This is a genomic window from Sphingobium yanoikuyae (assembly GCF_034424525.1).
Lineage (GTDB): Bacteria > Pseudomonadota > Alphaproteobacteria > Sphingomonadales > Sphingomonadaceae > Sphingobium > Sphingobium yanoikuyae.
Map to the genome: position 1 here is coordinate 2,048,038 of NZ_CP139979.1, position 21,326 is coordinate 2,069,363.

Below are 21,326 nucleotides of genomic sequence, written 5' to 3' on the forward strand. Positions count from 1 at the left end.
GGCTTATGCCTCCCCCCTCAAACTTCTGCAGCCTGGAACAGGCCCTTGTCGGGCTCGGGATGGGGCATGGTCTGGGGGCCGCCGACGCCGATGCCCCACTGGTCCATCACCTTGGGGCCGGGCACATGGACCTTGGGTTCATGGCGCTCGAAATCCACATATTCCAGCTCGGACGTATATTCGACCGCAAAGCCTGCCGGCGTGGTGAAGTAGCTGAACGTATTGTTCCCGGCCGTGTGGCGCCCCGGTCCCCAGCGAATGTCGGTGCCCTTCTGCCGCAGCCGGTTGATGCCGACCATCATGTCATCGACGCTCGGCATGTCATAGGCGACATGGTTGAGGCAGGGCGGTCCGGGCAGGATGGCGAGGCGGTGGTGCGCGCCGTTGCAGCGCAGGAAGCACATGAAATCGCCCAGCCAGTCCGACACCTTGAAGCCCAGCACGTCGCAGAACCACTGCACCAGAGCCTGATGGTTCGGCGAGTGCAGCACGATATGGCTGATCCGCTGCGGCACGCCTTCCCATTGCGCGATGGCGCGGGGCGCGCGCCGGGCGACATCGCTCGAAATCTCGAACGGCAGGCCGTCGGGCGAGAAGAAGCGGAAGCCATAGCCGCCGCCCAGCGTGTCGAGATCGTGCGGGGCGGATATGATCCGCGCGCCCGATGCCGCGATCCGATCATGCAGGGCGTCGACATCGGCCCGGCTGTCGGCCGCCAGCGCGATCACGTCGATGCGCTTGTCGGCCGCGGCACGCAGCCGCACGACATAGGCTTCCTCGCCGCCATCGGCTGCGAAATGGACCATGCCATCCTTTTCGCCTGCCGCGACCAGCTTCCACTGGTCGGCATAAAAGGCGCGTTCGGCCTCCAGATCGGGCACGGCATAGCCGACATAGCGGATTTCGGTGACGCGGCTCATTCTGTCTGCTCCGGAACGGGTAGGGAAAGGTCAAAGGCGACGTCCGCGGCCGATCGGCCGGCGAACAGGCGGGGGGCGGCGATGTCGCGCCAGCCATCGCACCAATATTGCAGGCGGCGGCGCAGGATCGGGATGGCCAGTTGTCGCCGCTCGCCCGGTTCCAGATGGACCTTGGCAAAGGCGACCAGCGCCAGTTCGGGCTCGCGCCGATAGATCTGGATGACATCGCTGCCGGCGCGATCGGACTGGTTGTGCATCTGGGCACGGACGATGAGGCCACCGTCATGGCCGGCGACGATATCGACATCGTCCAGCGCGATGTCCGCATAGCCGAAACCGGCGCCCAGCGTGTGGCGCGGATCGGCCATGCCGCGATAGCCGATCCGCCGGCCCTCGTCATAGCGCAGGTCGCCCTTCTCGTCGGGCGTCAGGGCCAGGGCGGGATAGTCGGCATCGGTGCGTGCGATCGAGACCGGCATGCGCCCGCCCGGCTCCCGGTCGCCGGCCAGAACCTGCGCGATCGCGGTGCCGAACGCCTCGCCGGGATACCAGGCGATCAGCAGCGCTGCCGCTTTCTCCTCCCAACTCGTGTCGAAGGCATGGCCGACATTGGCGACGATGATGGTGCGCGGATTGGCGGCGGTCACGGCATCGATCAGCGCCAGTTGATTGTCCGGCAGGCTGGTGTGGCTGCGGTCCTTGCTCTCGACGCTCGCGTCGGACGTTTCGCCGACCATCAGGATGACGGCATCGGCCTGCTGCGCCAGTGCGACGGCACGGTCCAGCATCGCCTCGGGCGTGTCGGGGCGGCGTATGCCATACCATAGGCCGTGGACGCGGGCGGGCTGGTAGAGGAACTCGACCTCGATCGCATAGCTCTGCGCGGCCTTGAGGGATGCGCGGGCATCACGGGCATCGCCGCTCTTGAGCTTACCCATCACGTCCGACGAGGGAATGGCCTCGTCCAGCACCAGCAGGTCGACGCCATCGATACGCATCCGCACCGGCCCGGTGGCGCCCAGATGGAAGCTGTGATCGCCATCATGCTCGGCCCGGAACAGCCCGCGCGCGACGATCCGGGCAGGGCGGTCGAGTGCGGCGATGTCGTCATGCACGCCGGCGAACCAGACCAGCGAGTTGGTGTCGCGCGTCTCGCTGTGGATCAGGCGGGCGTCGTCCGCCGGACCATCATAATAGTCGATCGTCATGCCATGGGCATAACCGTCGCCCAGATCGCGGGCAGGCGTGACCGGCATTGACGGCAGGCGCGGCTGAGGATCGACACCGGGTTCATAATCGACCCGCGCCTTGCCGGCATAGCGCGCCTGGATCGCCTCCAGCGGGCGCGCCGCATCCGGCGTCACGGCGATCTTGGCGAAGGTGCCACCCTGGTAACAGGGGGCGGCCGCATTGGGGCCGATGATGGCGATATGGCGGTCCCGACCGGGCTCAAGCGGCAGGATCGCCTGTTCGTTGCGCAGCATCACGAAGCCAGCGGCTGCGGCCTCCACCAGCAGCGCCTGGGCATCTGCGCCCTGGATCGGAACATGCTTGTCACCCTTGAAGCGGCGGGCGGCGGTGGCGACCCGCGATGCGGCGTCCGTCACCCGCTGCCCGCTGATCAGCCCGTCGGCCAGCGCGGCGGCCGCCTTCGCGCCCAGGAAGCGGGCCGGCCCCGGCATTTCCAGATCCAGGCCGGCGGTCAGCGTTGCAACGGTCGAATGGGTGCCGAACCAGTCGCTCATCATCACGCCGGGAAAGCGCCACTCGCTTTTGACGATGGTCGTGATGACATGATGATGCTCGGCGCACCATTGGCCGTTCAGCCGGTTATAGGCGGTCAGCATGCCGCCGACGCCGGCCTCGGCGCACAGTTCGAAGGGAAGGAGATAGATTTCGCGCAGCGTGCGTTCGCTCACCACCGCGTTCATCCGATCGCGATCGGTCTCGCTGTCGTTGCAGACCAGATGTTTGGCGACCGATGCGGTGCCGGTGCTTTGCAGGCCGCTGGCCCAGGCGGCACCCAACAGGCCGGCGAGCAGCGGCTCCTCCGAATAATATTCGAACGCCCGGCCGGCGAGCGGGCTGCGCGCCAGATTGACATTGGGGGCAAGGACCATGTCGACGCCCATGCGGATCGCCTCGCCACCGACCAGCGTGCCGACGCGCATGTTGAGGTCGATGTCCCAGCTGGCGCCCAGCGCGGTCGGGCAGGGGGTGAGCAGGGCAATGTCACGTTCGTCCACGCGTCCGCTGGCAATGCCCATCGGCCCGTCTGCCATCGCCAGCGACGGGATGCCCGCTTCAGCATAGCCGACCGTGGTCCACATGGTGGCGCCGGCACTCATCGCCAGTTGCTGGTCGATCGTCAGGCCGGACATGCGGCACCCTCCATGGCGAAGTGCATGATCTGCCGCGCCTGTGCGCGGACCGCATTGGCGACGCCTTCATCGCACAGCGTGCCGTCGGCATCGAAGGGGCGCTGCTCGACCGAGTTGACCGCGACCCCAACCGGCGTCGGCCAGCCGCGCATGGCATGGATGACATCGCGCAGCGCCGACAGGGTGGTGCCGCAGGCCTGCCAGCCGGCCGCCGTGACGATCAGGCCGACCGGACGACCGTCGAAATAGACCCGGCTGTCGCCGCGCAGATCTTCCAGCAGGTCGATCGCATTCTTCACCAGCCCGGAATAGCCGCCATGATAGCCCGGACTGCCGATGACGATGCCATCGGCGGAACGGATGGCATGGACCAGCGCGCGTTCCTCGGCCGTGCGGTCGGGATGCTCGGGATTGAAATGAGGCAGGCGGGCGAGGGCCGGGCCGTCGAACATCGTCGTCTCGGCGCCCAGATGCTCGCATTCCTTCAGGACCGCACGCACGATCCGTTCGCTGGAAGATGCCTGGCGGAACGTGCCGCCTAGGCCGACGATCCGCTTCGGGCGGGCGCCAAGATGACCGGACATGTCCATACTCCTCGAAATGGCGCGGCCTTCTTGCGGGCCGCGCTCATCAGTGCATTGGGGTTCAGGCGTCGACCTTCGCCTTGAAGGCAGGCATGACCTTGTCTGACAGCAGGCGCAGCGTCTGGTTGCCCAGGCGCAGCCGCTCCTCGGTCAGCGGACCGGTGGTGGTGCCGCACAGGATGTTGCCGATGCCCAGTTCCTCATAGGGTTTGAGATGCTCGATGACGGTCTCGGGCGAGCCATGGAGGCACCATGTGCCGATCCAGTCCTCGGTCAGTGCATTGGGGGTGCGATCGGTCTTCTTGTTGGCCGAATCCGATTCCGCGCGGGCGTTGAAAGCGGCCTCGCGCTCGATCGCGTCCTGATAGGAGCGCAGGATAATTTCCAGTTCCTCGCGCGCCTGCTCGTCGGTTTCGGCGACATGCACGACCTGATAGGTGTGGGTGGTCCAATCCAGCGCCCGGGCGATGGCTTCCTGCGAATGGCCGGCCTCGTCCAGCATCTGGCGATAGACGCCGAAATATTTGGCGACATGCTTCATCGGTTCGGTGCCGCCGATCTGCGGCGGGGTGAAGGCGGGAATGAAGGCGGGCCAGGCATTTTCGGCTGCCCGGCGGGCGCTCGTTTCCTTCATCGCGACCGGCATCAGCCGGGCGTGGCCGGACGAATATTGCGCCGGCGCGATCCGCTGCAGCACGCGGCCCTTGTGCGGACCATTGTCGATCTCGACCGCCGGGTCTTCCATCTGCTTGGCCCAGAGCTGCTCGGCGATGGCGAGGTTCGCCTCGGAGATGGCGCCGGCTTCCTTGTAGTTGACGCCGAAGCCGATCATTTCCTCGGGCGTGGTGCCGCTGCCCACGCCGACCAGCAGCTTGCCGTCGGTCAGCTGGTCCAGGATATTGATGCGCTCGACAAAGCGGACCGGGTGATGGAGCGGGACCGAAACGACGGAAAAGCCGAAATGCATCTGCGGCAGCTTCGCCGCCAGATAGGAGGCGAACATGAAGCTGTCGGACGCGACCGGCATGTAACCGTTGAAATGATGGTCGGGCAGGAAGATCGCATCGAAGCCCAGATCGGCCGCCTGGGTTGCGTGCGCGGTCAGGTCGTGGATCAGTTTGCGATCCTCGTCGGGCGCCATCGAACGAGCGTTCAGAAACACAGAAAAGCGCATTTTTCCCCTCCATGGCTGCCCTTTGGGCGCGCATATGACGACTTGTTTACATTGGCGGCCAAAGCCGTCAGAATGAATCTCAATTAGAACCAATGTTCTTATTATCGATAGGGTCTTTATGTCTTCAGTGTCAACCGAGAAATCGAAGGATGATTCTATTTCTGGTTCGGGGGAGGCCAGTCGCGTGCCTCAGCAGGGCCGCAGCCGGGCCTCTTACGAGCGCATGCTGGCGGCCGCCGAGAAGCTGATGGTGAAGCGCGGCAATGACGATTTCACGCTCACCGAAGTGGCCAAGGCCGGCAAGGTGTCGATCGGCTCCATCTATCTGCGCTTCGACAGCAAGGATGACCTGATCCGCGCGGTCCATGGCCGCGTCCTCGGCCGGATCGGCGAGGAACAGGATAACATGATGCAGGCGATCGGCGACAAGGCGACCAGCCTCGACGATTTTGCGCGTCTGTTCGTGGAGGCCTATGCCGAACTGCTCAAGAGCTACAGCCCGGTGCTGCGCCCGATCATGTTCCGCGCCATCTATGACGAGACGATCTCGTCGCTCGGACGGACCTCGGCGGAAAAGCTGACGCAGGAGGCGGAGGCGCAGATGATGCGCTATGCATCCGAGTTCGGCCGGCCCGATCATGCCCGGCTGGTCGGCAATGCCTTTCGCATGATCTATTATACGCTCGCCCGTTTCCTTGGCCTCGGCTCCTCGCCGGAAGCGGCCAATCAGGGCAATTGGGAGGAACTGAAGGAAGATCTCGCGATCATGTGCGCGGCCTTCCTGCGCGCGACGGGCAAATAGGCGCCCGCCACCTCAGGCGTCGGGGTTGGCGAGCCGCAGCCCCGCGCCATAGAAGCGGACGATGCCGGGGCCATCCGCCTGCACGCACAGCTGGAAACCGAAGCGGGTGGTGATCGCCGGACTGATCGGCAGGTCGGTGCGCAGTCGGTTGCACGCCGGATAATAATGCCGCCATAGCTCGGGCGGATCGAACGGCTCGGGTGTGCCGACGAGTGGCTGGTTGGGCGCGCACAGATGCTGGCGCTCCATCCCGCCATGATGGACGCAGACCCAACTGAGGATCGCGCCTTCTTCGGCCTCCCACAGCAGCGACACCTGATCGATCAGGCTGCCGGCAGGAAGCTGGAAGGGGAAATGGAACCAGATCTTGCGGTCCGGTCGGATGCGGAAGCTCGACGAGAAGCCGCGATGGGAGCCGCGCCCCTGCGACCAGGGCTGGTCATCCACGACATCGATCCAGTCGGCGCCGCTTTCCTGCAATTGCACGGCGGCCGGGGCCAGCCATAGTTCCTGGGGCAAGCTCATGCCGCTTCCTTTTCAGGGATGGGGGTGTTCCGGCATGGCGGCGTGGTTCGCCGCCATGCCGGTCCCCCGTCAGGCTGCGAGTTGCAGCTCGCGCCCGGTCTTCGTTGTGGGAACGAAGGGCAGATAGGATACGCGCATGCGCACAGCGATATCGACCTTGTGCGCGCCGGGCGTCAGCCCGCCCGGACGCAGCACCGTCACGGTCGCCTTCTCGCCGAAATTCCAGCGATCGTCATAGACCGTCTCCATCTCGTCCAGCGTCCAGCTGCGGCCGCGGACGGAGAAGCGGACATCCTCGCGCGCCACTGGCTCCCCGTCGATGGTCAGGCCAATGTCCTCGATCATCGAGAGGCCAAGGCCCCGATAATAGGGCAGGCGGGCGAGCAGCGAGAAGCCGATCGTCTCGCCATTGTCGACGACGTTCGCAAAGCCTTCGTCGCACAGCATCATCTTGTCGAACATGGGTGCGGCTCCTTAGGCGGCGAGGGCAGAGGGGGTGGGTTCGCCGATCAGCGACTTGAGCATTTCCTGCTGGCGGCGAACCTGCTCGACGGAATCGACCTCATGGGCATCCTCGATCCAGCGATTGCCCTCATATTCCGAGCAGATATAGCCCTTGTAGCCGCCCTGCTTGAGCACCCTGACGATCTCGTCATAGGGGATGGAAGGCTCGACCAGATTTTCGTCCATCTGGTAGAATTTGCCATGGACGTTGTGGATGCGGTGCATGAAGTCGAGCATCCGCTTGGGTTCATAGGCGGCATTGTGGCGCAGCGTTTCCGCCATGCCCAGCGCCGGCCCTTCGCCGCCCATCTCGCGCACGTTCAGGATCACATATTCGGACAGGACACGGTCCTCATAGGCGGTCTCGATATAATCGGCGATCTTCTGCGGCACGCCGTTGCGGATGAAGCGCTCCTTCCAGACCGGCGGGAACTTGAACAGGAACATGCCCATGTCGGGCAGGAAGCCCAGCGCGTCCGACCCCGATTTCTCGAAGGCTTCGGCATGGCGGATGATCCAGGGATGGTCGAAATGCAGCGGGGCATGCACTTCGATCAGGATCTTGATGTTCTTTTCCTCGGCATAGGGCGCTGCGGCAACCAGCACTTCGGGGGCGATCGAAACGAGCGCGCGGATATATTTCATGCCCAGCCGCGCGCCGAAGTCGATATCCTTCTTCACGCTGGCGACCTGCTCCTCGAAGGGCATCATGCGACCCTTGTAGCGCTTGTAATCGAGCATGAAGTCGTGGCTGACGGCGGTGGCGTCATATTTTTTGATGAGCGCATGCCACTCGTCGATCTTTGCCTCATCGACGCTGGCTTCGGGCCAGCCCCAGAAGGTCTGCTCGCCGATGATCTCGATGCCCAGTGCGCCCATGTTGGCACAGGTCTTGAAGCAATCCTCCAGGCTCATCTTCCCTTGGAAGGTCTCGTGCTGGAAACTGTAGAGGCTCACGCCCCGCTTGATGTCGCTTGTCATATATTACTCCGCAGGAGCGATGGTGGGGGTCGGGGTGCGCGGCGCGCGGACCAGACCGATCACGATGGCGGCGATGACGCCTACCAGACCCGCTGCAAGGAACGCGCCCTGCATGGTTCCGACGAGGTTTTCGGCCTGATGCACTGCCCAGGGGCTGGAGAATTGGCCGAAGAAGAAACAGGCGGTCCACACGCCCATGCCGCGGCCGCGATGCTCGAACGGCAGCTTGCTCTGCGCCCAGGAAATGATGGTGGGCACCGCCATGCCGGCACCGGTCTGCTGGACGATCAGCGCTGCGACCAGCCAGCGCCAGTCGGGCGCCAGACCGATGCCGGCGAGGCCGATGCCGAGCAGGCCGAAGAAGGTGGCGAGCTGCACGGTCTGCGGGCGATTGCCCATCAGGCGGAAGATCAGCGCCCCCAGCATCACGAACAGGCTGGGAATGGCGGTCAACTGGCCGATCCGCGCCGGGTCCATCACCCCAACCTCGCGCCAGGCGAGCGAGCCGCTGATGATGAAGACATAATAGAGGGCCGACGCGACCAGCGTCACGCCACCGATCAGCGCGACCGATGCGGTCGGGAAGGGCGTGCGCGGGGCCTTCTCGCCCTGGGCGATGTCGGCGATGGTGGCGCCGTCGGCGCGGCGTGGCTCGAATAGCCAGAGCAGCATCGCGATGAAGATCGGGAAGGCGACGGCATAGACCATGAAGATGCCGTTCCAGCGCACCGACGAGGCTGCGCCCGACAGCAGGATCACGCCCGATGCGAAGAAGGGGCCGCAAATGCCCTGCAGGAACAGCCAGTCCTTGCGCCCGCGATCGTCCCAATAGTCGGCGATCAGCGTGTTGACGATGGTCAGGATGGCCGCTTCCGCCACCCCCAGCAACAGCCGGCAGGCGATCAGCGCGTTCAGGCTGTCGAGAAAGAAGGGGGCGGTGCCAACGATGCCATAGAGCAGGGTGGCGCCGATCAGCAGGGGGCGGCGACCGAAACGGTCGACGAAGAAACCGGCGAAGGGCGCGATCAGCGCGATCGTCAGGCCCGGCGCCGACACCATCATCGGCACTTTCCAGCGCGCGTCGGGATCGGTGGCAAAATGATCGATGATCGCCGGGATGGCCGGGAACATCGACACGATCGCGAAGATCGGCAGAAATCCGGCGACGACGATGGTGATGCCCTGGGGGACCAGCGACAGGCGCCGGAAAAAATCTAAGACGGAACGCACCGACCTCAGGCTCCTCTGATCGGGCGACTCATGGCCGCCTCTAATTAGAACTAGTATTCGTCTATTGGTTGTGGCGGGGCCTGTCAATCCGCCGTCGGGCGCCCGGCAATACGCAATGCTCCGTAGCCCGGCGACCGCTGAAGCCGCCGGGCATAAGGCTTCATTGCTGCATATATTCCTTGGCTTCGTCGAGCACTGGCAGGGTCACCTTGCCGGTCGCGGCCCATTCGCTGCCGCGCAGGATCAGGGTCTGCAGCCCTGCGAAATGGAGCGATACCTCGTCATGGCCGAGCGTCATGGAAAAGACTCGGCCCTTGCCATAGTCGGCGGTCCAGACCTGTGGATGATCGGCATCCATGCCCTTCATCGCCTTGAGCTTTTCGGGCGTGTAGGCTGCGGCAGGATATTTGTGGCCGGCGAGCTTCGCGTCATAGCTCGCCGCACTGTCATGCGCGGTTGCCAGCACCCTTATCCTGGCATCCGGGTCCATCCGCATGTTGGTGTACATGTCGTCATTATAGGTCCAGACATATTCGCGCATGCCCGCCGTGATCGGATGGGTGCGATCGACGATATGGACCGGGAAGGCGCCCGGCGGCGAGCGGCGGCTCGATCCCGGCTCCATCACCGCGCCGATCAGGCGCTGATACTCCGGCCAGTTCGCGCCGAAGGTGAAGGAGGAATGATAGGCGACCAGCCCGCCGCCCTGGCGGACATAGTCGAACAATGCCTGTTCCGCCGTTTTCGACCAGCGATGCTCGGTCGGGTCGGCATAGTTCCAGCGGCTCGAATAGTTGAGCAGGACGACATCGTAATTCTTCAGTGTCGCCAGGTCGCCATGGTCGAAATCCTCGGTGACGCGCACGTCGAACCGGCCGCTATCCTGCATCATGGTGCGCAACATGTTGTTCACGCCGGTCCAGTCATGTTCATAGCTGTTCTGGCCGCTGATGATCAGCAATCTGATCCGTTTTTCGGTCGGATCGACCGGGATGCCCACCCGCTGCACCGTCTCGGGCGGGCGGTATTTGACGTTGACGATGACCTGCGCGGCGGCCGGGGCGGCAAGCAGGGCAATGCTGGCGATCGCAAGGTTGAGACGCTTCATGGACAGGATCCCTCTCTTCGCTTTCTGATTTTGGCCGGACCGGGGCACGTCGGTCGACAGCCGTCGCGCGCGCGCAGGCGCAGGACGCGGCACGCGATGGCACGCTCGTGGCAATGTCTGGAAATATCAGTCCGGTGATTCGCACGGCATAACAAAGCCGGCGACGGAATTATTAGAATAAAAATTCTGGTTGTCGAGCGGATTATGCGCAAGGGAGGAAATGCGGCTGTCAGGCACCTTGACGAATCCGCGATCTTCGATATCTATTACTAGAATAATAATTCTATAAATGTGAGCGGGCGATGCTGGCAGTCGAAGGGGAAGGGGTGAAGGCTGGAGCAAAGCCCAATGCGGTGCGCAGCGCGATCGATCATGCGCTGGCGCTCAGCAAGCGGCAACGGACGGTGGCACTGGCCATCGTCGCGACCGCGATGGTGCTCGACCTGGTCGACATGACGATCATCAATGTCGCGGTGCCCACGCTCCAGGCACAACTGGGGGCGAGCGACGCCGAAGTGCAATGGATGGTCGCGGGCTATTCGACCATCTTCGCCCTGCTGCTCATCACCGGCGGGCGGCTGGGCGATATTCTCGGCTACAGGCGCGCCTTCCTGATCGGCGTGGCCGGCTTTACCCTGACCTCCTTGCTGTGCGGAATGGCGCAGACACCCGGCCAGCTGGTCGCCGCGCGCCTGCTTCAGGGCGGGGCGGCCGCGATCATGCTGCCGCAGGTCATGTCGCTGACGCAGATCATGTATCCGCCGCATGAGCGCATGGCCGCGCTCGGCCTGTTCGGCATATTGGGCGGTCTGGCGGCGGTGCTGGGGCCGGTGATCGGCGGGCTGCTGCTCAGCGCCAACCTGATGGGTCTTGGCTGGCGTTCGATCTTCCTCGTCAATCTGCCGATCGGTCTGGTCGCGCTGATATTGGCGGCGCTCATCCTGCCCGGCGGGCGATCGGCGCACAGCCCTCGGCTCGACATGACCGGCACCCTGCTCGTCATGCTGCTCCTTTTCCTGCTGATCTTTCCGCTGATCCAGGGGCGGGACTATGGCTGGCCGCTCTGGGGCTTCGGCCTGATGGCGGCCAGCCTGCCGATCGGACTGCTGTTGGTCCGGCACAGCCGCGCCCGCATGGCGCGGGACGGGTCGGCGCTGATCGTGCCGGAGCTGTTTTACGCACGCGGCTTTTCCTTCGGCCTGCTGACGACGCTCGCCTTCCAGGTCGCGACCGGCGGCCTGCTCTTCACCCTGACGCTGGCGCTCCAGCGCGGGCTGCATTTCACCGCAGCACAGGTCGGCATCGCTCATGTCCCCTATGCCTTCGGCGCCTCCTTCGCGATCGGCATGTTGTCGCGCAAGGCGTTGCCGCGCTTCGGGCCGATCATCATCAGCTGGGGCGCGCTGCTGATGATCGCCGGGCTGATCGCGCTGACCCTGCTGCTCAATGCGGCTGATCTGATCGCGGCGCGCCCGCTGCTGATCGCGCCGCCTTTGCTTGCCATGGGGCTGGGCATGGGGCTGGTCGGCGGCCCGCTGCCGCCCTGCACCTTGTCGGAAGTCGATGTCGGCCATGCCGGTTCGGCCTCGGGCCTGCTCAAGGCGACCCAGCAACTGGGCGCCGCGATCGGCGCGGCGGCGATCGGCACGCTGTTCTTCCTGATCCAGCCGGACGAGCGCATGGGCAGGGCGGAGGCGATTGCGGCCTTCACCCTGTCTGCCTCCGTCGTGTGCGCAATGCTGGTGGTGGTGGCGCTGCTCGCGCTCGCCATTCCGCGCCAGCTGCGTATCCGTGGGCAATGATTATATCGCAGCACAAACTGGCGCTTGCCGATCGCGTGATGGCTCGATAGAAACTAGAATTATAATTCATTTATGGGGTCACAAAGACCCATGGAGAGGCAGAATATGGGACGTGACAGCCCCCCACAGATACCGCCAACCGAAAGCTGGCTGCCCGGCAAGGCGGAGCGCCGCCAGGTGCTCGGCGGGGCGCTGCTGCTCGGCGCCTTGGTCGGCGTCCCGCTGCGCGCCTGGCATCAGCAGGTCGAGGGCCAGGCCGGCGGCGCCAGCGATTCGGAAAGGCTGCTGCTCGCCCGTCTGTCTGACCTGGTGATCCCGGATAGCGATACGCCCGGTGCCGTTGCCGTCGGCGTTCCCGCCTTTGTCGAACGCGCGCTGCTGCACGGACTGGACGATACCGCGCCCGAACCGGCCGGAAAGGTGCGGATGGGCGATGATCGCGGCGGCCTGCCCGTGCTGGATCAGGTCATGCGGGATCTCAACGGTCGTGCCGCCATGCCCTTCCTCGGGCTCAAGCCGGACCGGCAACGCGGCGTTCTGGAAGCCTATGATGCCGATGCCTTTGGCGGCGAGCAGGGCGATCATCCCTGGAAGAAGATCAAGGCGCTGATCCTGACCGGCTATTACACGTCGGAAGTCGGGGCGAGCCGCGAACTGCAATATGAACTGGTGCCCGGCCGCTGGGATCCGAACCTCCCTCTGCCGGCCCATAATCGATCCTGGTCGAGCGACTGGACAGCGGTGGATTTCGGATGAGCATGGATTTTGACGCGATCGTCGTGGGGTCGGGCATCACCGGCGGGTGGGCCGCAAAGGAACTCACGCAAAAAGGTCTAAAGGTGCTGATGATCGAGCGGGGACGCATGATCGAGCATGGCACCGATTATGTGACCGAGACCAAGGCGCCGTGGGAAATGGAGTTTCGCGGCGAGGGCGATGCAAAGCTCTATGCCGAGGAATATGCGGTGCAGCGCCTCAACCGGCACTTCACCGAATTTACCCAGAATCATTTCGTCAACGACAAGGACAATCCTTACGCCGTTGCCGAAGGGACCAAGTTCAACTGGTGGCGCAGCTATCAGATGGGTGGCCGATCGCTGACCTGGGGACGGCAAAGCTATCGCTGGTCCGACTATGATTTCGGCGCCAACAAGGCTGATGGCCATGGCACTGATTGGCCGATCCGCTATGCCGACCTTGCCCCTTGGTATGATTATGTCGAGGATTTCATCGGCGTGTCCGGCGCGGCGGAGGGGCTTGCCTCGCTGCCCGATGGCAAGTTCCTGCCACCCATGGCGCTCAATGTGGTCGAACAGCATGTGCGCGAGGCGATCGCCGAGCGCTGGCCCGACCGCTGCCTGACCGTCGGTCGCACCGCCAATCTGACAGCGCCCAAGGAAGGGCGGGCGCCCTGCCAGTTCCGTTCCATCTGTGCGCGCGGCTGCTCCTATGGCGCCTATTTCAGCACGCAAAGCTCCACCCTGCCGGCGGCACAGGCGACCGGACGGCTGACGGTCGTGACCGATGCGCTGGTGGAAGCGGTCGATTATGATCCCGCCACGAAGAAGGCGACCGGCGTGCGCGTCCTTGACGTCAAGACCGGCGCGCGGACGCGCCATACCGCGCGGCTGGTCTTCCTCAACGCCAGCGCCTTCAACAGCGTCCACATCCTGCTCCGTTCCCGGTCGGAGGCGCATCCCAATGGCCTTGCCAACAGCAGCGGCGTGCTTGGCACCCATGTGATGGACCATGCTTCGACCCTGTCGACCATGGCGATCATGCCGGGCTTCGACGGTCGCACGACCTTCGGCAATCGGCCGACCGGCGTCGTCATCCCTCGATTCCGCAATCTCGACCGGCAGGAAGGTGATTTCGTGCGCGGCTATAGTTTCCAGGGTGGGGCGCTGCAGAGCGGCTGGACTGCGGCCAAGCGGGCGGCCGGCATCGGCGCCGATTACAAGGCAAAGACCCGCGAAGTCGGTCCCTGGCGCATGGTGTTCGTCGGCTTTGCCGAAAGCCTGCCGCGCGTCACCAACCGGTTGACGCTCGATCCGGTCAAGCTCGACCCGCAGGGCCTGCCGATGCTCAACATCCATTTCGAGCATGGCGACAATGAACGCCGCGCGCTGGCGGACGCCAAGAAGGAAGCTGCCGCGATGATGGAGGCTGCCGGCGGCCATGTCATCATGGGCTTTGACGAGCCCGGCGCGGGCGGTTCGGCGATCCATGAAATGGGCGGCGCCCGCATGGGTCATGACCCGGCCAGTTCGGTCCTCAACCGCTGGAGCCAGGCGCATGACGTGTCCAACCTGTTCGTGACGGATGGTGCGCAGATGAGTTCGTCTGCCTGCCAGAACCCGTCGCTCACCTATATGGCGCTGACGGCGCGGGCCTGTGACCATGCGGTATCGCTGATGAAGGAGGGCGCACTGTGAGGCATCTCGCGCCCATCCTTGGTCTTGCGCTGGTGGCGCTGGCGCCCATGGCCGTCGCAAAGTCGGCTGACAATCGCACGATCGTCGATGATTTCGTCGATCGCTTCTATCGGCAGCGTGACGTTGCGGGCGCCTTCGCGGCCCATGTCGCGCCCGGTTATGTCCAGCATAATCCCGGCCTGCCCGATGGCCCGGACGCGGCTGTGGCGGCGCTGGCGCCGATGTTCGCCCGGCCCGATGCCCGGTTCGAGGTGAAGCATCTGCTGGTCGACGGCGATCTCGCGCTCGTCCATCTCTTCGGACAGGGCAAGCCGGGCACGGCCGGGGCGGCGGTCGCCGATCTCTATCGGCTGAAGGACGGCAAGGTGGTCGAGCATTGGGATGTGCTGCAACCGATCGCGGAGGGCAGCAACCCGCTGGCGATGGCGGATGCGCCGCCCAGTGATCGCAGCCACACCGCCACCAATCGCCGGGCCTTCTCCCAGTTCATCGACCTGCTGTTCGCCAGGGGCGATGTGGAACAGGCCTATCGGCGCTTCGCCGCGCCGGATCTGATCCAGCATAACAGCCGCATGGGGCAGGGTCGCGATCAGGCGATCGCGGCAATCCGGGCGCTTCATGCGATGCCGGGCGCCAGCTTCACCGTGCAGCGCATCCTGGTCGATGGCGATTTCGCCGCCGTCCATTATCGCGGCAAGCTGGCAGCGGATGACAAGGGCGCGGCGGTCGTCGAGATATTCCGCTTCGACAAGGGACGGATCGTCGAACATTGGGACATGCTGCAGGGCGTGCCGGAAACGTCGCGCAACGCCCATCCGATGTTCTGACAGCACCAACCGGTCAGGCAACAAAAAGGGCCGCTACAGTCGCTGTAGCGGCCCTTTTTGTGTCAGCCGTTGCGGGCGGCGATGTCCCGCCGGATCGCTTCATGGCGACCGTCCATTGGCCAGAAGGCAATGATGATGATCTGGACGATCATGATCGCGATCGGCCAGCCATAATAGGACCAGCGTATCGCCGCGCGGGCGCCGTCGCTGACCGCCTTGGGATCATAGCCGGCGCCGGCCAGCACATAGGCGATGATCGCCGTGCCGATCGCCATCCCGACCTTGGTTGACAGGCTGATGCCCGACGACAGCAACCCCTCGTTGCGGGTGCCAAAGCGCCATTCATGATAGTCCACCGCATCGGCGGCCATGGTGAAGATCGCCGTCATGGTCAGGCTGATCAGAATCGCGGCGAAGAGGAACAGGCTTAGGAAAAGTCCATGCTGTGCCTCGATGAAGGGCAGCAGCATATGCACGCCGATCGCGACCAGCAGCGCCGCGATGCAGCCCCTGCGGATGCCGGTCCGCTTGAAGAGGAAAGGCGCGATAAAGGCGCTCAGCAGCAGGGTGCCCGATACCGCCGGCAGCAGGATACCGATCATCCAGGGCGCTTTCATCACCTCGATCGCGAAGAAGGCGGTGACGGAGATCACGCAGCCGAAGCGCAGGAAATTGAGCGTGCAGAAGAGGAAGGTGACCAGCCAGGCCCGGTTGCGCACCATCGCGCCGACATGCGGCCAGATCGCGCCGCCGGCCGGCGCCTCGTCATGATGCCGCTCCCTGCAACTGACGAACAGGTTGAACAGCGCCGCCAATGTCAGCACCGCAAAGAGCAGTGCGACCAGCGCAAAGCCAAGCCGTTCATTGCCGCCCCCCAGCACGCCCACCAGCGGCATGGTCGCGGCCGTCGCCAGAATGACGGAGACCGACGTGCCGATCGCGCGCGCGCTCCCCAATTGCATGCGGCTGCCATGGTCGCTGGTCATCATCGGCATCAGCGCGGAAAAGGGCACGGCCAGGAAGCTGTAGAGAATGCCCAGCAGCGAGAAGGTGACATAGGCATAGGCCAGCTTCGCCCCGGTCGATCCGTCGATGGTGGTGAAGGTCAGCACCAGCAGGATCGAGAAGGGCAGGGCGGTGAACAGGAAATAGGGCCGGGTCCGCCCCCACCGCGTCCGCGTCCGGTCGACCAGGATGCCCACGCCCAGGTCGATGCCCGCATCGAACAGCCGTGACAGCAGGAACAGCGTGCCGACCGCCGCCGCCGGCAATAGCGCCACATTGGTGTAGAAATAGAGCAGGAAGGCGCCGACCGCATTCCAGCTGAGGCCGCAGGCGAAATCGCCCAGCCCATAGCTGATCTTTTCCCAGGGGCGCAGATGGCTGTCATCTTCGCTGTCAACGATCCGGGGGCTGCGCATCGGCTGTTGTGCAACGGCTGTCGTCATCGGACTGTCCTCGCCAATATCTTTGGGCGGGGCGATCGGTCGACCGCCCCGCCTTCGTCATCTGTCAGAGGCCCGTGGCCGCGCGTGCCTGCGCGATCGATTGATCGGAGGGAAGGGTAGGTTGATATTCCAGCCCGATCCCGCCGTCATAGCCGAGCGCGCGGAGCTGCGCGACCACGGCCGGCCAGTCGATCGTGCCGGTGCCCGGCTCGTTGCGGCCGGGATTGTCGGCAAACTGGACATGCTGGACCAGATGGATACGGCCCTTGAGCACCGCTTCCATATCCTCGCCCATCACGTTGGAGTGGAAGACGTCATAGAGCAGGCGCAGATGGTCGCTGCCCACTTCCTCGATGATGTCGAGCGCCAGCGTGGTGCTCGACAGGAACATGCCGGGATGGGAGACGATGGTGTTGAGCGGTTCCAGCACCAGCACGACGCCGGCTTCTTCCGCCAGGGCGGCGGCCTGCTTCAGCGCCTTGACCGCCTCGGCCCTCTGCTCCTCCAGGCTCACCCCTTCCCGGGTGAAGCCCGATGCCACCACCAGCGGGGGGCGGCCCAGTGTCTTGGCGGTTTCCAGCGTTGCGGCGACGGCTTCCAGAAATTCGCCATGCTGGGCGGGGTCGACCAGGCTGCGGCGCGGACCGATGCAGAAGCTGGTGAGTTTGACGCCCGTCTCGTCGAGCGCAGCCCTGATCAAATCGATCGGCTTGTCGTCCCACAGGTGAAATTCCACGGCCGAAAGCCCGGCATTCTTCGCCGCGTGGATGCGGTCGGCGAAATCGGGCGCGCTGTCCTTGAAAAGCCATTCGATACAGGCGGACAGATACATTCCTCTTCTCCTTGGTCGCCCCCTTGTTGTCGGGGACTGGGTCCGGTCGAAGAAGAAGAGGCGGCCCCGCCGGCCTAGCCGGGGCCGCCTCATTTTCACGAAGCTTAGAGGCGTCCGATCAGAAGCGATAGGTGCCCCGGACGCCATAGGTGCGCGGCGTGCCGTATATATAGTTGATCAGCATGGTCCCGCCGGCATCGACATAGTTGACGAAGCTGTAGGGCCGGTAATTCTCCAGGTTGCGGACATAGGCCTGCACGCTCAGCTTGTTGCCCGGCGCGCTATATTCGAGGCTCAGGTCCGTCTGGGTGAACGCCTCCTGCAATTCGGCGCGATTGTTGAACGGCTGCAGATAATAATCCGACTTGAAGCGGCTGAAGACGCTCGCGGTGATCTTGTGATCGCCAATGTGGAAATCATGGTCATAGCCAAGCGCGATCGTCCATTTGGGTGACTGCACCGGGCGATTGCCGCTGAGGTCGAAGGGCTGGTTGCCGGGCGTCGACGGATCGCTGTCGTTGATCGAACCGGTCAGGCCCAGCAGCGATGTCTGGAACGCCGTCAGTTCGGCGTTCAGATAGTTGACGGTCGCCGTGAAGCGATCGTTGCGCGACAGCAGGACCGTGGTGTCGGTCTCGATGCCCCAGACCCGCGACTTGCCGGCATTGACCACCTGGCTGCCGACATTGGTGTCCAGGAACACCGGGATCTGCTGGTCGCGATAGTCATAATAGAAGGCCGAGGCGTTGAACTGGATCGTGCGGTCGGCAAAGCTGTTCTTCGATCCGATTTCATAGGCGGTCAGCTTTTCCGAACCGAAGGAGCCGACATTGTCGAAGCCGCCGGCCTTGTAGCCGGTGCTGACCTTGCCGTAGATCAGATGGTCGCGCGACGGATTATAGTCGATGCCCAGCGTCCAGGTAGGCTGGCTTTCCTTGAAGCGCGGATGCAGTTCGGTCCGGGCGATGCTGGTGTCGTCGATTGCCGGCGGATTGGGGCCGCGCCCGAATTGCGGGCCGTAATTATAATAGAGGCCCTTCTTCTTGTCGTGGGTGTAGCGGATGCCGCCGGTGACGCTCAGCTTGTCGACGACGATTGGCACCGTCGCCTGGGCAAAGCCGGCGATCGAGTCATTCTTCACATAGGGGCGATAGAAATAGTTGAGATAGCTGCCGCCCGCCGCCAGCGGCAGGAACAGGCCCTGCGCCATATACTGGTTCTCATGGAAGTAGAAGGCGCCGACCTGATAGATGATGCCGCCATTCTCGCCGCCTGACAGGCGCAGTTCATGGCTTTGCGTCTTCGAATTCTTCTCGTAATTCTGGATGAAGATGGTCGGCACATAGCCGTTGAGCGGCTGGCTGATATCCGACTTCACGTCGCGATAGCCGCCAATATAGCTCAGCGTGCCGATCGAGCCGACGTCGATGTCGAGCCGACCACGGATCGCATATTGCCTGATCTTGGTCGAACCCAGATCGCCCAGCGGGAAGGATTTGCGCGGCGGATTGAAGTCGAGATTTTGCGGCACGCCGCCATTTTCAAATTCCGGTGTCGAGGGGATGACGTCAACGATGCCGGAGGCATAGCCAGGGTTGGCAAGGACGCCATTTGTCGCGATCACCTGGCCATATTGCGCCACGCCCGTGGTGTTCACGTCGACAAATTCGCCGGCGACATAGGCGCGGATGCCCTCGGCCGGTTCGGCATAGAAGGACAGGCGCGCGGCATCGGTATTGCCGGCACTGCCACGGCCTGCCGGGCCATTGTTGAAATAGCCGTCATGCTCGTTGTGCATGCCGCTGGCGCGAATGGCGAATTTCTCGCCCAGCGGAATATTGACCGCGACTTCGCCGGTGATCGTGTCGTAATTGCCGTAGCTGCCGGTGGCATAGCCGGAAAATTCCCCGAGGCGCGGCTTGGCCGCCACGATGTTCAGGGCGCCGGCGGTCGCATTGCGGCCATAGAGCGTTCCTTGCGGGCCACGCAGGATCTCGATCCGCTCCAGATCGAAGAAGCTGGCATTCAGCGCGATCGGCCGGTTGATATATTCGCCGTCGATATTGATCGTCAGCGCCGGATCGGCCGTCTCGCTATGATCCTGGCTGGAAATGCCGCGCACGGTGATCTTGGTATATTGGGTGTCGTTGGTGATGCCCAGGTCCGGCGCAAGTTGCGCGAGGCCATTCACGTCGGTGATGCCGGCCTTCAGCACCGCATCATTGTCGAACGCGCGCATCGCGATCGGCGTGTCCTGGATATTGGTGGCGCGCTTCTGCGCGGTGACGACGATGTCGGCGATCCCGACCGTGTCGGCCGCGGCCGGGCTGGCGACGTCCTGCGCCATGGCCGGCGCGGTAAGAGCTGCGATGGCCGCGCCAAGCATGAGCGCGGACAGGCTACGGAACTGTTGCATCATTCCTCCCCTTCGATTCCCTTTTTCTAGGGAAATTTACGAATTGCAATGATGGTTTTAATAACGGCCGGGCGATGCGTCAAGCCATAACAGAATGCATATTTTAATTCTGTAATTTTTGATGGTTTTGGTGATTTAGCGGGTGTGCTTTTCCTGCAACGCGATCAAGGATGGCTGTACGACTGTCATCACTAGCGCGTGGACTCATTACGCACTGCACCAGATGCGCACGCAGATGAGCTTGATGGCTGCGAGGAAGTTGGCAGGGTCTTACCGCCATGTGCAGCGCCTGCAGCACCGCATCGGTGGTCTGCCTGCTCTGCATCGACCAACCCACCACGCGGCGGGAATAGAGAACGATCACGACGGCCAGATAGGCAAAGCCCTCCAGGGTTCGGATGTAGGTGATGTCTGTCACCCAAGCCTTGTCGGGCGCGGCCACGTCGAACTGGCGACCCAGAGTGTTGTCGACCGCCAGGGACGGCTTGCCGCCATAGCTCTCCGGTCGGCGCTTGTAACCGACCTGCGCCTTGATACCCGCCAGCCTGGTCAATCGGGCAACGCGGTTCAGGCAGCAGGTCTCACCCTGATCCAGCAGGTCGTCGTGCAGCTTGCGGTAGCCATAGACCTTACCACTGTCGTTCCAAGCTTGCCGGATCAGCTCTGTCTGCCGAGCATCTTCCTAGGCCCTCATGCTCAGTGGGCTCTTCTGCCAAGCATAGAAACCGTTGGGCTGGATGCGCAGGCACCGACACATCGATCGAACCCTGAACTGGTCACGATGCTCGGCAACAAACACGTATCTCACTTTGCAACCCTGGCGGAACGAAGCGACCGCAGGTCAACTACGCGGTGGCTTTTTTAGGATGTCGCGCTCCTCCGTCATCCGGGCCAGATCGCACTTCAATTGCCGTGTCTCGGCATCCTTGGAAGACACTATGCTGATCAGAGTAGAAGGGGCCCGGCTTGCCGTGCCGGTCGATATACTCGCGCGTCGCCTTCATATAGGCGAAGGTGCTCTCGCTCTCGACCATCTTAAGGTGCATTAGTTCGCTCGTCGCGTCGCCGATATAGACGAGCAGGGTGCATTGCGGCCCGCGATCCTCGAACCATCAGTGCTTCGATCCGTCGATCTGGACCAGCTCACCCCGACAGTCTCGGCGATAGCGCGGCTGATATGGGCGAGGGCGGCGGGCTTCTCGATCCTTCCACAAACCCGCTTCCATCATCCGCTTGCGCAGCGTCTCGCAGCCGGCCCTGATGCCATGGCGTTCGGCCAGATACTCACGCGCCAACGTCGGCCCGAAATCCGCATAATGCGCGCGGACCAGCGCAACGACCTGATCGCGAAAACATC

The 21,326-nt window shown here is 63.8% G+C and carries 17 protein-coding genes and 2 pseudogenes; 5 read left to right on the forward strand and 14 right to left on the reverse strand.

Going from position 1 to position 21,326, the window contains the following annotated elements; translation table 11 throughout:
- Positions 1-17: 17 nt before the first annotated feature.
- The 4 genes from U0025_RS09420 to U0025_RS09435 form a co-directional block, all read right to left on the reverse strand.
- Entirely contained in the window at positions 18-920 is a 903-nt protein-coding gene (locus U0025_RS09420) for a VOC family protein (protein ID WP_004207105.1), read from the reverse strand.
- The gene (locus U0025_RS09425) at positions 917-3,301 is read right to left on the reverse strand and encodes a glycoside hydrolase family 3 protein (protein WP_004207106.1); all 2,385 of its coding nucleotides are present in this window, start codon (positions 3,299-3,301) and stop codon (positions 917-919) included. Before U0025_RS09425 ends, U0025_RS09420 begins: the two co-directional genes overlap by 4 nt.
- On the reverse strand, positions 3,289-3,885 hold the full coding sequence (locus tag U0025_RS09430; protein WP_004207107.1) for an NADPH-dependent FMN reductase: 597 nt from the start codon (positions 3,883-3,885) through the stop codon (positions 3,289-3,291). Before U0025_RS09430 ends, U0025_RS09425 begins: the two co-directional genes overlap by 13 nt.
- Positions 3,886-3,946: 61 nt before the next feature.
- Entirely contained in the window at positions 3,947-5,059 is a 1,113-nt protein-coding gene (locus U0025_RS09435; protein ID WP_004207108.1) for an LLM class flavin-dependent oxidoreductase, read from the reverse strand.
- 184 nt (positions 5,060-5,243) lie between these two features.
- On the opposite strand from U0025_RS09435, the gene U0025_RS09440 reads away from it, so the two are divergent.
- Positions 5,244-5,861 carry a TetR/AcrR family transcriptional regulator gene (locus U0025_RS09440; protein WP_004207109.1) on the forward strand — a complete coding sequence of 206 codons (618 nt, stop codon included), beginning with the start codon at positions 5,244-5,246 and terminating at the stop codon, positions 5,859-5,861.
- A gap of 12 nt (positions 5,862-5,873) precedes the next feature.
- On the opposite strand, the gene U0025_RS09445 is transcribed toward U0025_RS09440, so the two are convergent.
- From U0025_RS09445 to U0025_RS09465, 5 genes are all read right to left on the reverse strand, one after another.
- On the reverse strand, positions 5,874-6,386 hold the full coding sequence (locus U0025_RS09445) for a hypothetical protein (RefSeq protein ID WP_004207110.1): 513 nt from the start codon (positions 6,384-6,386) through the stop codon (positions 5,874-5,876).
- 69 nt (positions 6,387-6,455) lie between these two features.
- Entirely contained in the window at positions 6,456-6,848 is a 393-nt protein-coding gene (locus tag U0025_RS09450) for a C-glycoside deglycosidase beta subunit domain-containing protein (protein ID WP_004207111.1), read from the reverse strand.
- A 12-nt stretch (positions 6,849-6,860) separates the two neighbouring features.
- Entirely contained in the window at positions 6,861-7,871 is a 1,011-nt protein-coding gene (locus U0025_RS09455; protein WP_004207112.1) for a sugar phosphate isomerase/epimerase family protein, read from the reverse strand.
- A 3-nt stretch (positions 7,872-7,874) separates the two neighbouring features.
- Positions 7,875-9,101, reverse strand: coding sequence for an MFS transporter (locus tag U0025_RS09460; protein ID WP_004207113.1), 1,227 nt, complete (start codon positions 9,099-9,101; stop codon positions 7,875-7,877).
- Between the two features lie 160 nt (positions 9,102-9,261).
- On the reverse strand, positions 9,262-10,209 hold the full coding sequence (locus U0025_RS09465; protein ID WP_004207114.1) for a ThuA domain-containing protein: 948 nt from the start codon (positions 10,207-10,209) through the stop codon (positions 9,262-9,264).
- 302 nt (positions 10,210-10,511) lie between these two features.
- On the opposite strand from U0025_RS09465, the gene U0025_RS09470 reads away from it, so the two are divergent.
- The 4 genes from U0025_RS09470 to U0025_RS09485 all read left to right on the forward strand — a co-directional run bounded on the left by U0025_RS09470 (position 10,512) and on the right by U0025_RS09485 (position 15,273).
- Complete coding sequence (locus tag U0025_RS09470) at positions 10,512-12,011, forward strand: MFS transporter (RefSeq protein ID WP_004207115.1); 1,500 nt, start codon at positions 10,512-10,514, stop codon at positions 12,009-12,011.
- Between the two features lie 105 nt (positions 12,012-12,116).
- Complete coding sequence (locus U0025_RS09475) at positions 12,117-12,767, forward strand: gluconate 2-dehydrogenase subunit 3 family protein (RefSeq protein ID WP_004207116.1); 651 nt, start codon at positions 12,117-12,119, stop codon at positions 12,765-12,767.
- Positions 12,764-14,446, forward strand: coding sequence for a GMC oxidoreductase (locus U0025_RS09480; RefSeq protein ID WP_004207117.1), 1,683 nt, complete (start codon positions 12,764-12,766; stop codon positions 14,444-14,446). Before U0025_RS09475 ends, U0025_RS09480 begins: the two co-directional genes overlap by 4 nt.
- On the forward strand, positions 14,443-15,273 hold the full coding sequence (locus tag U0025_RS09485) for a nuclear transport factor 2 family protein (RefSeq protein ID WP_004207118.1): 831 nt from the start codon (positions 14,443-14,445) through the stop codon (positions 15,271-15,273). The genes U0025_RS09480 and U0025_RS09485 overlap by 4 nt, the downstream gene beginning before the upstream one ends.
- 62 nt (positions 15,274-15,335) lie before the next feature.
- Here the strand turns inward: U0025_RS09485 and U0025_RS09490 are convergent, their stop codons facing one another.
- The 5 genes and pseudogenes from U0025_RS09490 to U0025_RS09510 all read right to left on the reverse strand — a co-directional run.
- Positions 15,336-16,721 (reverse strand): MFS transporter, encoded by a 1,386-nt coding sequence (locus U0025_RS09490; RefSeq protein ID WP_004207119.1) that lies wholly within the window; start codon positions 16,719-16,721, stop codon positions 15,336-15,338.
- Positions 16,722-16,785: 64 nt separating this feature from the next.
- Entirely contained in the window at positions 16,786-17,553 is a 768-nt protein-coding gene (locus tag U0025_RS09495; RefSeq protein WP_004207120.1) for a hydroxypyruvate isomerase family protein, read from the reverse strand.
- Positions 17,554-17,671: 118 nt separating this feature from the next.
- Positions 17,672-19,969: a TonB-dependent receptor gene (locus tag U0025_RS09500; RefSeq protein WP_004207121.1), complete on the reverse strand. Its 2,298-nt coding sequence runs from the start codon at positions 19,967-19,969 to the stop codon at positions 17,672-17,674.
- A 271-nt stretch (positions 19,970-20,240) separates the two neighbouring features.
- Positions 20,241-20,894, reverse strand: a pseudogene (locus tag U0025_RS09505) (IS3 family transposase); the annotation flags it as partial.
- Between the two features lies 1 nt (position 20,895).
- Positions 20,896-21,315: pseudogene (locus tag U0025_RS09510) on the reverse strand (ISNCY family transposase); the annotation flags it as partial.
- Positions 21,316-21,326 lie beyond the last annotated feature (11 nt).

Coding starts and splice junctions, on each gene's coding strand:
- U0025_RS09420 (WP_004207105.1), bottom strand. CDS start 920: ATGAGCCGCGTCACCGAAATCCGCTATGTCGGCTATGCCGTGCCCGAT.
- U0025_RS09425 (WP_004207106.1), bottom strand. CDS start 3,301: ATGTCCGGCCTGACGATCGACCAGCAACTGGCGATGAGTGCCGGCGCC.
- U0025_RS09430 (WP_004207107.1), bottom strand. CDS start 3,885: ATGTCCGGTCATCTTGGCGCCCGCCCGAAGCGGATCGTCGGCCTAGGC.
- U0025_RS09435 (WP_004207108.1), bottom strand. CDS start 5,059: ATGCGCTTTTCTGTGTTTCTGAACGCTCGTTCGATGGCGCCCGACGAG.
- U0025_RS09445 (WP_004207110.1), bottom strand. CDS start 6,386: ATGAGCTTGCCCCAGGAACTATGGCTGGCCCCGGCCGCCGTGCAATTG.
- U0025_RS09450 (WP_004207111.1), bottom strand. CDS start 6,848: ATGTTCGACAAGATGATGCTGTGCGACGAAGGCTTTGCGAACGTCGTC.
- U0025_RS09455 (WP_004207112.1), bottom strand. CDS start 7,871: ATGACAAGCGACATCAAGCGGGGCGTGAGCCTCTACAGTTTCCAGCAC.
- U0025_RS09465 (WP_004207114.1), bottom strand. CDS start 10,209: ATGAAGCGTCTCAACCTTGCGATCGCCAGCATTGCCCTGCTTGCCGCC.
- U0025_RS09470 (WP_004207115.1), top strand. CDS start 10,512: ATGCTGGCAGTCGAAGGGGAAGGGGTGAAGGCTGGAGCAAAGCCCAAT.
- U0025_RS09475 (WP_004207116.1), top strand. CDS start 12,117: ATGGGACGTGACAGCCCCCCACAGATACCGCCAACCGAAAGCTGGCTG.
- U0025_RS09480 (WP_004207117.1), top strand. CDS start 12,764: ATGAGCATGGATTTTGACGCGATCGTCGTGGGGTCGGGCATCACCGGC.
- U0025_RS09490 (WP_004207119.1), bottom strand. CDS start 16,721: ATGACGACAGCCGTTGCACAACAGCCGATGCGCAGCCCCCGGATCGTT.
- U0025_RS09495 (WP_004207120.1), bottom strand. CDS start 17,553: ATGTATCTGTCCGCCTGTATCGAATGGCTTTTCAAGGACAGCGCGCCC.
- U0025_RS09500 (WP_004207121.1), bottom strand. CDS start 19,969: ATGCAACAGTTCCGTAGCCTGTCCGCGCTCATGCTTGGCGCGGCCATC.